A 13,845-nucleotide genomic window follows, 5' to 3' on the forward strand; every position below is an offset into this window, starting at 1 on the left:
TGATGTATCGCCTTCCCCTCGAAAAAAACAAGTGACGCTATGTGGGCAGCTCACGGACTCCCCAATCTATACGCAACTGAAGAATCACTTATCGGCGTGCCCCGGAACTGACGGCCGCCGGCCCCAGGTTGCAACACCCGCATTCCCTCCACACGTTCCTGTGTGAGTCACGGTGTTTTTCGCTAGGCAATCATCGTCTTCAGGGCCATCCACGTGCCCATAACCACCATCATCACGCTTTCCGTGAGCGACACAAAACCCAGCGGTACATTACTGCTTCCACCAACGCATGCACATTTGAGCTCGCGCTTTTCAATGTAAACCGCCTTGATAATGGATATGACGCCGATTCCTCCGATGAAAAGTGCGATGGGAGAAGATATCCAAACCAAGGATCCGGAGATCATCAGGACCCCCGCCACAGCTTCGGCATAAGGATAGATGTAGCCATAGGGCACCCAACGCTGTGCCAGGAGATCGTAATTGAGAAACATAGTCGAGAAACTCTCGACATCTTGTAGCTTCTGCACCGCGAGGAAGCACATTGATATCGCTATAAACCACTCCAACACGCGCAGCGTCACCAGTTCGCCAAAGGCAAACCAACTCGTGGCAAGTGCCATGGCGGCGGCGACCGAGAAAATTGCAATTACCGGTCGATATGTAGTTTCATCCTCGGCTTTGACGCTACGACCAAAGAACGCTCGTAAATCGTCGTAACCCCCAATACGTTCGCCATCAATCCAAGTCTGCGGCGTGGTCTTCACATGATGCTCCGCGCGAAACGCTTCTGTCTCTTCATGCGTGACCAGATGAATATCCTCAACCACGAAACCTTCCCGCTCTAGTAAATCCTTCGACTTAATCCCATAAGGGCAGGTATGCTTATCCATCACCATGCGATACAGCGTGGCTGGCTTATCGTTAGCGGGCTCATTCGGCTCGTGAGTTTGTTGTGGGTTAGTAGTCATGATTGATATACTACACACTCCTATAGGGTATATGTCAAGGGCGTAATAGTGGAACAAGAAGCAATCATAAAGCGGCTTAACCGCATCGAAGGGCAGGTTCGTGGTATTTCTCGGATGGTCGAAGAGGAACGCTATTGCATCGACATACTGCAGCAAATGCAGGCAATCAAATCAGCCTTTGCCAAAGTCGAAGACGCGATCCTCAAAGATCATTCAGCCACTTGTATAGAAAGCGCGATTGAATCCGGCGATGCAAAGGAACAACGGAAAAAATTCACAGAGCTTGTGGATTTAATGTCAAAAGTGAAATCTTAAGCTTCTACACTAAAGCCTAGCATATCTCCATCAACACTTGACCTATACTCCATAGGGGTATAGCGTACACACGTAATGAGAAGATCTAAATCAATCGTCGCCGTTCTTTCTGCCGCGTTGATGTTATTCAACATCACCTGCGCGTGCGCAGCCAGCGCAGCGATGGGTGAGAGCGAGGACTCCAACCAGAGCTCACATCATGACAGTGTAAGCAAAGATTCTTCATCGAACGTACCTTGTGCGCATCAGAACTGTGACGGTTGCGATGAGCTTCGAGATACTTGCGATACACCCGACTACACCGTTGTTTCTGCAGAGCGCGATTGCCGAGTAGCACCCCTCACAAATATCGACCTGGATTCCAATGACTTGGATTCCAGTGACCTGGATCCCTTTTACGCTGGCGCTGATCCTCCCTGGCATCCATTAACTCCCCAAACAAATATACCTCCGGACAGTATTGTTGCTGTCTTACTCCATGACACGCCGATTTACCGCAAAGACCGACTGATCGAATAGCCCCTTTCCGTGCGGCAGGCTCGCCCTGCCACGTGTGCGTTTCGCGCACCTGACAACTAGTCAAACGGAAAGGACAGGCTAATGATTGCTTCAATACCCGATAATGCGCACAGCATTGTCCCGATTTTGTCTCGAGCAAACCTCGTGCTTCTGGCGCTCGCCATGCTCGTGTTGAGCGGCTGTGCAAACACGCTGTTCTCTCGACAGATCGAACCTCTGGCAGCGGCGCCAGCGGACACTCTCATTGAGCGGCCGATTGGACGAAATGACGAAGCCGCTTTAATGACGGCTGAAGCAGCCCATCACTACCGGTATGGGTCGACTTTGCGCTTGCAAATAATCCGAGTGTGACCGCCGCCATCGCCAACTACGAAGCGGCCACGAATGAAATCGAGCAGGCTACTGCGCTTCCCGATCCTCGACTGAACTTTCGCTACTTCATTGAAGAAGTGGAAACTCGTGTAGGTCCTCAGACCTACGCTGTTGGAGTATCTCAACCGCTACCTTGGCTTGGGAAACTGCGCCTGCAGGGCGAAGTCGCTTCCGAAAAAGCTAATGCTGCAGCAACGCGTGTCTCGACCGTGCAGAATGCGGTTATCGCTGAGGTTGCCAGTAGCTGGTATGAACTGTACTACTTCAACCGTGCGCTTAGGATCATGGAAGGCAACCGGGATCTCGTCCAGCATTTAGAACGTGTCGCCCGAACCCGCTATCAAACTGGGTCGAATGGTCATCCTGATGTGATCCGCGCCCAGGTCGAACTTGGCAAGATTGAAAACGACCTGGCCAGTCTTTCCGATCGCAAAGCACCTTTGCTCGCACGGCTCAACGCGGCTCTCAATCGACCATCACAAGCGCCCGTCACGATGCCACAGAGCGCCCCTATCGCTGATGTACCTATAAACGATAAGGCGCTCGTCGAGCTTGTCATCGGCAACAACCCTGAACTGCGTGCTCTATCTTTTGATGTTGCTGCGGCAACAGCCGCGAAAGAGCGAGCGGAAAAGGAGTTCTATCCCGACTTTTCTATTGGATTTGATTACATAGCGACTGATGAGGCGCGCTCGCCCAATGTGCAAGGCAGCGGCAATGATCCAATAGCGGCAGCTTTTTCGATGACATTGCCGATACAACGCGGCAAATACAAAGCCGGTGTGCGTGCCTCAGAGGCCCGTATCGCGGGACGACGCGCACAGCGCGATCAATACCTCAATAAGCTGGAGGCAGGCACCGTCAGTGCGCTCTTCCGCCTGCGGGACGCTCGCAGGCAAATCGATTTATATCAGACCACACTGCTTCCTAAGGCAAATGAGTCCTTAGCTGCGACGCAGCGCGCGTACAGCACAGGATCACTGTCTTTCGCTGATCTGATTGACGCACAACGCATTTTGCTGGTCTTTGAGCTAGCCGAGGCCCGCGCCATCGCTGACCACAATCTAGCCCGCACAACACTGGAAGAGCTCATCGGCGAGTCCCTCGCCCCTGTGCCATCGAACAAGGAGTCCGGTAATGAACGATAAGACATCACTACTTTCGAGCCTTCGTAAGCCGACCGCATTGGCTGGAATAGCGACCTTTGTTCTCCTTGCGGTTGTTGTCCTTTGGCCAGAACCCAAAACCCAGACCGTGCATACACCAACTACGGACGCGAGCAAAGGCATGTCTATGTCGACTGACACGCATACTGGACATGAGGGTCATGGAGCGATGCAGAGCCCTGCGACGCACACGGCAGATAGCCATCCGCTTGCGCAGTCAGCGGAAGCCTGGAGCTGCTCGATGCATCCGCACATCAAGCGTGACGGTCCTGGACAGTGCCCGATATGCGGCATGGATCTTGTACCGGTGCGGCAGGAGCCATCCTCCATGGAGGATAACGAACCCCGCCAGCTGACCTTATCCGCCGCGCAGCACGATCGCATGCGGATCGCTACGGTGCCTGTCGAACGGCGATATCCCACAGCCAAAATCCGGCTCGTGGGGAAAGTCGCCTATGACGAAACACGCCTCGCTTACATCACGGCCTGGGTGCCGGGACGTATCGATGAACTGTGGGTTGATTACACCGGCGTTGCGGTGCGCGAAGGCGACCGCATGTTAAAGCTCTACAGCCCGGAACTGCTATCAGCTCAGGAGGAGCTTCTACAAGCCCTTCGCAGCCAGTCAGAGCTCTCGAAAAGCAAAGTTGCGTCATTACGTCGATCAGCGACGGGCACGGTAGAAGCGGCACGAGATAGGTTGCGACTTTGGGGTCTCAACGGTGAGCAGATAGCGGACATCGAGCGCGGCGGTCAAACCTCGGAACACGTGACCCTATTTTCACCGGCTAGCGGCATCGTGATTCATCGCAATGCTCAGGAAGGCATGTATGTGGATATCGGGACACGTATGTTCACGGTGGCGGACCTCGATGCGCTATGGGTTCAATTGGACGCTTACGAATCAGATTTGCAGTGGCTTCGCTACGGTCAGACCGTCCACTTCACGACGGAGGCGTACCCCGGCGAGCGCTTTAGCGGGCTTGTGTCGTTCATCGATCCGGTGCTCGACCCGCAAACACGCACCGTGAACGTTCGAGTGAACGTTGCTAACAAAGAGGTCGCCTTAAGCCGGAAATGTTCGTGCGCGCCGAGGTTTCTGCAGATTTGGCGAGCAACGGGCAGATAGTCGATCAAAATCTTGTGGGAAAATGGATTTCGCCGATGCACCCGGAGATCATCAAAGACGTGCCGGGGCAATGCGAAATCTGCGGGATGGATCTCGTACCTGCAGAGTCTCTAGGCTACGCAAGCGCAAGCGACATGCAAGCCAATCCACCTCTGGTAATACCGGCGACCGCTGCTTTATTGACGGGGAAACGCGCGGTTGTGTATGTCGAACAGTCAGCGACTGAGCGCCCCACTTATATCGGACGTGAAGTTGTTCTAGGACCAAGGGCGGGCGATAGCTATGTCGTAGAAAGTGGCCTTTCAGAAGGAGAGCTTGTCGTTGTATCAGGCAACTTCAAGATCGATAGTGCGCTTCAGATCCAGGCTAAGCCCAGCATGATGAATCCCGAGGGCGGCGGAACTGGCGGCGGCCACGATCACGGAAGTCGGTGACCATGATGAAAGAATCCTACTCACTTATTGATCGACTGCTGCGCTTTTGTCTCGAAAAGAAGCTGGTTGTTGGCCTGCTACTCATCGGCATCATTGGCTGGGGCATATCCGTCGCGCCATTCTCCTGGGACGTCGGGAACCTACCGCGTAGCCCCGTGCCGGTGGATGCAGTCCCCGACATTGGCGAAAACCAGCAAATCGTATTTACAGAATGGATGGGGCGATCGCCGCAAGATGTTGAAGATCAGATCACCTATCCGCTGACAGTTGCGCTGCTCGGTGTGCCCGGTGTCAAAACCGTTCGCAGCTACTCCTTCTTCGGCTTCTCTACGATCTACATCATCTTCGAGGAAGATATAGAGTTCTATTGGTCGCGTAGCCGCGTACTGGAAAAACTGAATTCGCTACCGCAAGGCACTGTGCCGGCTGAGGTACAACCCGCCCTGGGTCCAGACGCTACGGCGCTTGGGCAAGTCTATTGGTACACACTTGAGGGACTCGATCCCGATGGCAATCCCACCGGGGGCTGGGGCCTGGAGGAGCTCCGATCAATCCAGGATTGGTACGTACGCTATGCGCTGTTGGCTGCCAAAGGCATCAGTGAGGTCGGATCCATCGGCGGCTATGTCCAGGAATACCAAATCGACGTCGATCCTGATGCGATGCGCGCGCACGGCGTCACGCTGAACGAAATATTCATGGCCACGCGAGCCTCCAATCTGGATGTTGGCGCACGCACTATTGAAGTGAATGGTGCGGAGTACGTCATACGAGGCCTCGGGTTCATCGAGAATATTGAGGACATCGAATCCATCGCAGTTGGCGTGCAAGACAACGTACCCATTCGTATGCGTGATGTAGCCAATGTCACCAAGGGTCCGGCGCTGCGCCGTGGCGCACTCGACAAAGGCGGCGCTGAAGCGGTGGGCGGCGTCGTCGTTGTTCGCTACGGGTTCAACCCTCTAGAGGCCATTCAGAATACAAAAGACAAGATCGCCGAAATCTCACCAGGATTGCCTGCCAAAGCGATCATTAACTATCGAGAAACCTCTCGCGACACCCTCCGCGCGTTTGCAGCGCGCGAGGGCATTAATGCCTTCATCGGCAATGAGCTAGATCAAGACAACTGGACCGCATGGCTACGCGCCAACCCTCAATCTTCATGGCCTGAGGGCGTCACTCTGTCTCAAGTATCGATCGTTCCTTTCTACGATCGTACCGGGCTGATCTATGAAACCTTAGGTACGCTCAATGACGCGCTTACGGAGGAAATCTTCATCACGATGATCGTCATCCTGGTGATGGTGCTGCACCTGCGTAGCTCCATTCTGATCAGCGCCTTGCTACCGGTTGCCGTGCTCATGACCTTCATCGCAATGAAGCTCTTTGGTGTATCGGCGAACATCGTGGCGCTATCGGGGATAGCGATTGCCATCGGCACCATGGTCGATATGGGCGTCATTATCTGCGAGAACATTTTGCGGCACATGGACGAAAGCGACGACGAAGAGCCAAAACTTGAGGTCATTTTCCGTGCGACCCGCGAAGTAGCTGGCGCGGTTCTGACATCGGTAGCAACGACTGTCGTAAGCTTCCTTCCGGTCTTCACCATGACAGGAGCCGAGGGCAAACTCTTCACACCGTTGGCCTTCACGAAGACCTTCGCACTCATCTCAGCCGTCATTGTCGCGCTAGCGATCATCCCACCGGCCGCTCAAATATTGTTTTCCGCAAAGATCAATTCGGCACGCCTGAAGCTTTTATTCCACGTAGGTCTGGTCATTGCAGGCCTGGTGATCGCCGTCATGATGAGCACTCTCGCAGGGTTACTCCTAGCGGGGTTTGCGCTGATGCAGTTATTCGCCAAGCGTTTACCGCCTTGGTTTGGCGCAAGCGCGCCGGCACTTGCAAGTCTTCTCGTGGCAGGCTTGGTCGCAATCCTATTGGCCGATGCATGGATGCCCTTGGGCCCAGGTCGCCACACCTTGATAAATGTTGTTTTTGTGTTCCTTTTGGTCGGTGGATTGCTGGTGAGCTTCATTGCCTATCAGCGTGTGTACCCACGATTGCTGGCATTTTTCCTGGAACGCAAAGCGATGTTCTTAAGCGTGCCTGTACTCATTATGCTAACGGGCGTTATCGCTTGGATGGGATTCGATAATTTGCTGCGCTTCGCACCCGACGCCTTGCGCCAATCGGCAGCCTGGCAATCAGTGGACCGGACATTTCCGGGATTGGGGAAGGAGTTCATGCCCAACCTTGACGAAGGCTCCTTTCTGTATATGCCGACGATCATGCCTCATGCTTCAATCGGTGAGGCGCAGGATGCGCTGCAGATACTGGATGAGTCTATCGAATCGATTCCTGAGATCAGATCGGTAGTCGGTAAGTTGGGCCGTGCAGATACACCGCTAGATCCCGCGCCAATCTCCATGTTTGAAACGGTGATCAACTACCACCCGGAGTATCAAACGGATGCAAATGGGCGCGTGTTGCGATTTGCGTATGACGATGAGACTGATGCCTTCGAGCGCGATGCACGCGGTGAACTCATCCCTGAAAAGAACGGTCAGCCATTTCGGAACTGGCGGGATCATATTTCCTCGACCGATGATATATGGCGGGAAATCGTTGAGGCTGCCGATCTACCAGGAACGACGTCAGCGCCAAAGCTACAGCCGATTGCTGCGCGTATTGTGATGCTGCAAAGCGGAATGCGAGCGCCGATGGGTATCAAGGTCAAAGGCCCGAGCTTGGAAAGTATTGAGGACGTCGCACTGCAACTGGAGTCCCTGTTGAAGCAAGTCCCCAGTATCGAGGGGGGCACCGTCACAGCCGACCGGCTAGTTGGTAAGCCTTATTTGGAGATCGATCTAGACCGGGACGCGCTGGCGCGCTACGGATTGCATATAGAAGATGCACAGCAAGTAATCGAGGTTGCTGTTGGCGGTAAACGGATCACCAGTACAATCGAGGGCCGAGAGCGTTATCCCGTGCGCGTGCGTTATTTTCGCGAGCTGCGTGATACGCCTGAAGGCCTTGAAGAGATTCTGGTGCCAACGCCAGCTGGTGCGCAAATACCCCTTGGCCAACTGGCCGAGATCCGATACATCAGGGGACCGCAAGCGATTAAGAGCGAAGACACGTTCCTGGTGGGCTACGTGGTGTTCGATAAACGCGCCGAAGCAGCCGAAGTCGATGTGGTTGAGGACGCGCAGGCCTTCTTGCGGGCAAAGCTCGACAGCGGGGAGTTTAGTCTACCGGCCGGCGTGAGCTACACCTTTGCCGGTAACTACGAAAATCAGCTACGCGCGCAGCAAACACTTTCTGTAGTGCTGCCGATTGCATTACTCGTCATCTTCCTGATTCTCTATCTACAGTTCGCATCGGTCACCACAACGCTGATCGTCTTCAGCGGAATTGCTGTGGCCTGGGCCGGCGGCTTTCTGGTCATCTGGATGTATGGCACGAGTGGCTTCCTGGACTTTTCCGTGTTGGGCGCCAATCTGGGAGAACTGTTCCAGGTAGGTCCCATCAATATGAGCGTCGCGATCTGGGTGGGCTTTTTGGCGCTGTTCGGGATCGCTACTGATAACGGCGTTGTAACAGCGACCTATTTGGATCAAACGCTTGCAAAGACGCGCTCCAATAGCACAGCCGATATCCGGCGACTTGTTGTAACAGGTGCGACGCGGCGCATTCGACCCGCACTAATGACGACCGCCACGACGTTGATAGCGCTGATTCCAGTATTAACCTCGGACGGGCGCGGCTCCGACATCATGGTGCCGATGGCCATACCGTCATTTGGGGGCATGTTGGTCGCGGTGATCACCACGCTGCTCGTACCTGTTTTGTATTGCGCAGCAAAAGAGTACGTCGCGCGGGCGAAGACATGACTCTCTTCCTTGTCCCGTCACGGGATAAATTCGCTGCAGTGGAAGGTGTCTCCACGAGGAGACAGGCCTGGACAACCACAGCGTTCTTATACGACTACCTCTAGGAGACTCTCTTCATGAACAGAATCGTTTCGATAGTGCTTCTAACCGCCCTCATGAGCGCATGTTCATCATCGCCGTTCTACCACAAGGTCTTCATGAGAGGGCAGATCGTTGGCGTCGACGGAGATCAGGTCGTCTTTTGCATAGGTTCGGATTCCGGAGCATCGATTGGTGAAGAGTTCGTTGCTCACCGCTACACATACGAGGACTACCTCGAAGACGGCGAATACTACGACACGATAGAGGTCGGCTCCGTTGTGGTGCGCGAAATCGTCAATGTGCACTTCGCCAAAGGGGTGATCTCCAGTGGAGAAGTGACCAAATACGACATTCTTTTCTCTCAGTGACAGCCTTTGGCTCCCCAGTCTAAGGCGATCTTAGCGCTTGTCGTCGGCGCTCAAACGGCGTGCGAGCTTTTATCTAGGCCACAAGGAAACCCGATATGAAAGACATCAAACCTATTGTGATCAACCTGCTGATAATAGCCCTCGCTGGCTGCGGCGGCGCCAAAGACCCGGCTTCTTCACAAGTCGTCGATGTTCAAACATCGAGCGGTATGGCTAAACAAATGATGGATCACGGTGAACACGCAATGGAAGAGTCCATGGGGCATGCCACTGGCGTAATTCGCTCTTTTGGGGAACAGAGCAACACGTTGACTATCGATCATGGGCCTTTCAAGGGTGGCATTGAGATGGGCGCGATGACAATGCGATATGACGTATCAGAAGGCGTAGATGTCTCGGCGTTCACCGAAAATGCCGAAGTTGCGTTCATGGTCAAGCACGGCAGTGATGGGTCGTACCGAATTACGGCGCTCTGCAATATCAAAACTGATGGAGCCAATTGCCTTGATGACAACATTGACAAGTAAAGTCGCACCGTCGGCACAGTGCCGCTGCTATCGCCAAGATTTTGCAGCGGCTGCCGCTAGCCTCGCTTACGCCGCTGGTTCTTCATCATATCGATGTCGCCATGAGTAAGAGTAAGCACTTCTACGTGCGTAAAGCGCATCGGTGGATAAGCGTTTTCGTTGGCGTCCAGCTACTAATGTGGACAGCAAGCGGCCTCTACTTCAGCTGGACAGATATCGACGAAATACACGGTGATCAGTTCCTGTCTCCAGCATTACAAACCACTACGCTTCGAGCTCTGATGATGCAGGACTCGGAATTTCAGGTATCGGAGTTGGCGGTCAGATTCATCGACGATCGTCCCTACCTTTGGGTGAACAGAAGCAGGCTCATAGATCCAGAAAGTGGTGAAGTGAAGGCAGGCGTCTCAAGAGAAGAGGCCGAACGAATCGCTAGGCGACATATCAACAACGAGTACGACGTGGTCTCGACCACCCGACTAACCGAGGTGGGCAAACATCACGAGTATAGAGGACGGCCACTTCCGGCCTGGGCGATTACCTTTGAAGGCCGGACGGATTTGACGGCTTACGTTGCCGAGCGTGATGGCAGCTTCCAGAGCGTGAGGCATCAGTCCTGGCGCATCTTCGATTTTCTTTGGATGCTCCATACGATGGACTACAAAGGTCGCGACGACTTCAACAACCTGTTACTGCGGGCATTCTCGCTATTCGGGCTGTTCATTGTGGCGTCCGGCTTCACACTGTTCTTCGTTTCACGCAGGAGGACGCGTCGCACAGCCGCACGGCCTCCGGCAGAATAGTTACCCTAAGACTACAAGCGCAGGCGCAAAGCGGTTGATCGCCGCGCGGCTGGCTACGAACGCGCAGATATGCAATTCATTTTAGGATTGCCGATCTGGGTTTAACCATCGACATTGACGTGTCACCAGCACTTAAACTTTACTAGGAACATCATTATGAAAATTAGACTCTTCACTCCGATCATTGCAATCGCAGCCCTGAACGTCGCTTTTCTTGCACAGGCACACGACCCCAAGGAGCACATGAAAGACGCGGAAAACCCGAACTGCGCCGCCATGCAGGACATGGATCACAGCAAAATGGATATGCAGGATCCTGTGATGCAGGCCATGATGAAACAGTGCGCACCAAACATGCATCACGAGGAATCAGAAAACGACGAGGCGCAGGCTGATCATCACGACGACAAGAAAATCTCCGACGAGAAGCATTCAGAACACAAACACTGATTCAGCGAAGGAACTGTCATGCAAATGCTCACCGCCACGATCAAGGGTCTGCTAATTACGGCTGTCATCGCATTAGTCTGCGGCGGGCTATTTCTCTACTCGGGCACCTACCCTATGGGGGCCGATGTGCCACACAATCGGCTGACCTATTGGTTGCTGGAAACCTTGCGAGAACGTTCCGTCGCTCGTGCCGCCAGTGACATTGATGTTCCTCATAACCTAAACGCGTCGGAGCGATTATTGGCAGGTGGCGCCGACTACAACGATATGTGTGCGGGGTGTCATTTGAAACAAACGACGAGAATCATGACGTCGCCGCCTGTGGCTCTTGTAAACAACCAAACCACAGAGCTGTGAGGCGCCTCTGCCATTCCCGCGAACCAAGGAACCTGAAACATCTCCCACACAAAATGCGTGAGACAACTCAACCCGACCAGTGGCAGTTCAGGAAAGCGTGGGGTGCGCGTGCCTTGGGTACTAGTCTCGTCCAAAAGTCATCCTTCGATTATGCACTCTGGTTTTTGGCGTCTCTCCGGGCCTATTTAGAGAGAATATTGGTTGGAATGTGTCTATAGAGCTGGTGCCGGTTCAATATGCTTGACAGCGATGAGCAAGAATGGATTACACTCGTCATTCGCATTTTGTGCCACTGAAATTACAGGTGCTACCCTCCAGTCCATACAATCAAAGGTGATGCACTAAGTCGCGAGGCTCCGAATCGCTACTCACAAACAAACAAATAAAGGATGCAGGCGATGTTTTATGTAAATGAATACCATAACTTCCGTATGCCTAGATTGGCAGTTTATTCTTGCACATTCGTAATTTTAACGGTTCTAGTTTTTTCTACCGCCGAGGTTATCGCCCATGAAGAGCGCGGCGCAGATACAGATAGTGAGTCGCTGTTTGTCGGTATGGAGCTAGAAGCAGCTGGGGTAGTAAAGGCGTTTCACGCCGCGCTTAACGAAGGCAGCAGCGATTCCGTTTTGATGGCGCTTGACAGCCACGTCAGTATCTTTGAGGGCGGCGGTGTCGATCGGACCGCAATTGAATATGTGTCTGGGCACATGATCGCTGACTTTGAATTCATGTCTGGGGTTGATTCGAGTGTTCTAGAACATCGAGTCTACGAATCGGAAGAAATGGCATTTTCGGTTACGCGTACTAAATATGTTGGTGCATACGAAGGTGAGCCGGTGAATTACACTGGTGTCGAAACCTTGGTTCTCAAGAAGAAGGACGGTATCTGGAAAATTAATCATATACATTGGTCGGAATAGGCGTGGACATTGACCGTATGACTATTTCTGTGCATCTATCAAAATGATAGTGTAGTCCGCAAGGCTGCCTTCAAACTTGATCACAAAGCGATTCCAAGCACGCGTCCAATTGCGGACCAGCATGGTTTTTTTTCATCGCCTCACGAACTGCCAGGTAAATAACTCTCTTCGCTGAATTGGCTTTCGAGAAGAGTTTTTTTTGATCGCATTGCACACGACGCTACTGGCTGACTTTGTGTCGTTGGCAGAATAGAGCGCTTTAAGGGTGTCCTGTGGATAGCTGTCTCACTTGCTGGATACCAACATTTTGCGCGATCTCGCCGTAATCCGCGCGGTCAGCGTTGCGCCACCACCACACACGCGAGGCGACACCCCTTGAGCCAAACGAGCTACTGATTGCTGCTCAAGTGAGCTAGCGCATGACCTCGCCGTTGTGACCGGCAATGTTAACGAGTTTGCACAAATCACAGGATTGAAGGTAGAAGACTCGCTACAGGGTATTGGCGAGTCAACTCGCTAAACAATTCCTACAAGGTATAACTGTTGCGGGCAGACAAAACTGTCAATTTGTTCACTAAGCTAGTTCTTGCGCTTGCTAGGAGGTCAGAACCGCCTTTACAACGCAACAATAGATCGGAGGTGAATGTTCAGATAGATGGCGGCGCGAATTACTGGCAAAGTAACAGCCAACCTCACACGAGACCCATCGTTCAAATGACGCATCAATTACTTAAGCGAGGCAATTAAGTGTCCGCAGGTAGACGCGACGGCCCAGATCTGCGTCTTGATCAACGCAGGTCGCCAATACAAGCGCGATCTCAAAGACGAACTCAGCAGATCCTGCAGGTCACTGCCATGTTGCTGGCCCGCCACGGTATCGAAGGGTTAACAACATCAATGATCGCGCAAGAAATGCAGATGTCGGTCGGAGCGCTCTATCATTATTTCCCGAATAAGCACTCTATATTGAGCGTTCTCGCTACTGGCTGGCTTGAAGACATGACGTTTGTCCTGGACGACGTGTTGAGCAAACAAACTGGGGAAATGTCAATTGAACGCCTTACTGAGAATATTCTCGAAGGTATGCACGATGTCTATCGAAAACAGGAAGCGGTTTTGCCTCTCGCTCAAGGTTTATCAGCTATTCCTGAGCTACGTCATCTTGATGCAGAGCACGACAACCTCATCATCTCAAAAATGATCGAGATGCTCCGTCGAGCTGGGTTCACTTCGACGAAGAACGAGCTTAACCGGGTCGCTCGGGTATTTCTCGAGCTTACACACTCGCTGCTGATTGTTGCTGTAGACCAGGACCCCATCCGATCGTCCCGCACGATGACGGATATGAAAATAATGGTCAGCGCCTTGCTTAAAAAACACGAGGCTGAAACTGCTGCTGAAACGCGGAATGTTGAAGCGCCCTGAGTACTAACCGCAGGGCGAACAACAGCGTAGTTGAAGTATCCTTCGGTTTATGTCTAAATAATGAACGCTGACCCGCACTTGATTCACTCATTGGTCTTGCCACTCA

12 protein-coding genes and 1 pseudogene are annotated in these 13,845 nt (G+C 53.0%); 12 read left to right on the top strand and 1 reads right to left on the bottom strand.

Annotated features, from left to right (window positions below):
- Window positions 1-182: 182 nt before the first annotated feature.
- Window positions 183-899 carry a MauE/DoxX family redox-associated membrane protein gene (locus tag KT71_RS11750; protein WP_008295174.1) on the bottom strand — a complete coding sequence of 239 codons (717 nt, stop codon included), beginning with the start codon at window positions 897-899 and terminating at the stop codon, window positions 183-185.
- Window positions 900-1,019: 120 nt separating this feature from the next.
- Between KT71_RS11750 and KT71_RS11755 the strand changes: the two genes are divergently transcribed.
- The 12 genes and pseudogenes from KT71_RS11755 (at window position 1,020) to KT71_RS11815 (ending at window position 13,739) form a co-directional block, all read left to right on the top strand.
- Window positions 1,020-1,286, top strand: coding sequence for a metal-sensitive transcriptional regulator (locus tag KT71_RS11755; protein ID WP_023659680.1), 267 nt, complete (start codon window positions 1,020-1,022; stop codon window positions 1,284-1,286).
- Between the two features lie 866 nt (window positions 1,287-2,152).
- Window positions 2,153-3,325 carry a TolC family protein gene (locus tag KT71_RS11770; RefSeq protein ID WP_008295171.1) on the top strand — a complete coding sequence of 391 codons (1,173 nt, stop codon included), beginning with the start codon at window positions 2,153-2,155 and terminating at the stop codon, window positions 3,323-3,325.
- A 346-nt stretch (window positions 3,326-3,671) separates the two neighbouring features.
- Window positions 3,672-4,472: an efflux RND transporter periplasmic adaptor subunit gene (locus KT71_RS20910; protein ID WP_051403809.1), complete on the top strand. Its 801-nt coding sequence runs from the start codon at window positions 3,672-3,674 to the stop codon at window positions 4,470-4,472.
- Window positions 4,427-4,906, top strand: coding sequence for a heavy metal-binding domain-containing protein (locus KT71_RS20915; protein ID WP_023659683.1), 480 nt, complete (start codon window positions 4,427-4,429; stop codon window positions 4,904-4,906). The genes KT71_RS20910 and KT71_RS20915 overlap by 46 nt, the downstream gene beginning before the upstream one ends.
- A 2-nt stretch (window positions 4,907-4,908) precedes the next feature.
- Entirely contained in the window at window positions 4,909-8,805 is a 3,897-nt protein-coding gene (locus KT71_RS11780) for an efflux RND transporter permease subunit (protein ID WP_023659684.1), read from the top strand.
- 116 nt (window positions 8,806-8,921) lie between these two features.
- Window positions 8,922-9,254, top strand: coding sequence for a hypothetical protein (locus KT71_RS11785; protein ID WP_008295165.1), 333 nt, complete (start codon window positions 8,922-8,924; stop codon window positions 9,252-9,254).
- Window positions 9,255-9,349: 95 nt separating this feature from the next.
- Window positions 9,350-9,781, top strand: coding sequence for a copper-binding protein (locus KT71_RS11790; RefSeq protein ID WP_008295164.1), 432 nt, complete (start codon window positions 9,350-9,352; stop codon window positions 9,779-9,781).
- Window positions 9,782-9,882: 101 nt separating this feature from the next.
- Complete coding sequence (locus KT71_RS11795) at window positions 9,883-10,584, top strand: PepSY domain-containing protein (RefSeq protein ID WP_008295163.1); 702 nt, start codon at window positions 9,883-9,885, stop codon at window positions 10,582-10,584.
- 156 nt (window positions 10,585-10,740) lie between these two features.
- Entirely contained in the window at window positions 10,741-11,034 is a 294-nt protein-coding gene (locus tag KT71_RS11800; protein ID WP_008295162.1) for a hypothetical protein, read from the top strand.
- Between the two features lie 18 nt (window positions 11,035-11,052).
- A pseudogene (locus tag KT71_RS11805) lies at window positions 11,053-11,325 on the top strand (c-type cytochrome); the annotation flags it as partial.
- Between the two features lie 464 nt (window positions 11,326-11,789).
- Window positions 11,790-12,314 (top strand): YybH family protein, encoded by a 525-nt coding sequence (locus KT71_RS11810; RefSeq protein ID WP_023659685.1) that lies wholly within the window; start codon window positions 11,790-11,792, stop codon window positions 12,312-12,314.
- A gap of 747 nt (window positions 12,315-13,061) precedes the next feature.
- Entirely contained in the window at window positions 13,062-13,739 is a 678-nt protein-coding gene (locus KT71_RS11815) for a TetR/AcrR family transcriptional regulator (RefSeq protein ID WP_040362317.1), read from the top strand.
- Window positions 13,740-13,845: the final 106 nt, after the last annotated feature.

Source organism: Congregibacter litoralis KT71 (genome assembly GCF_000153125.2).
In the GTDB taxonomy this organism is placed as follows: domain Bacteria; phylum Pseudomonadota; class Gammaproteobacteria; order Pseudomonadales; family Halieaceae; genus Congregibacter; species Congregibacter litoralis.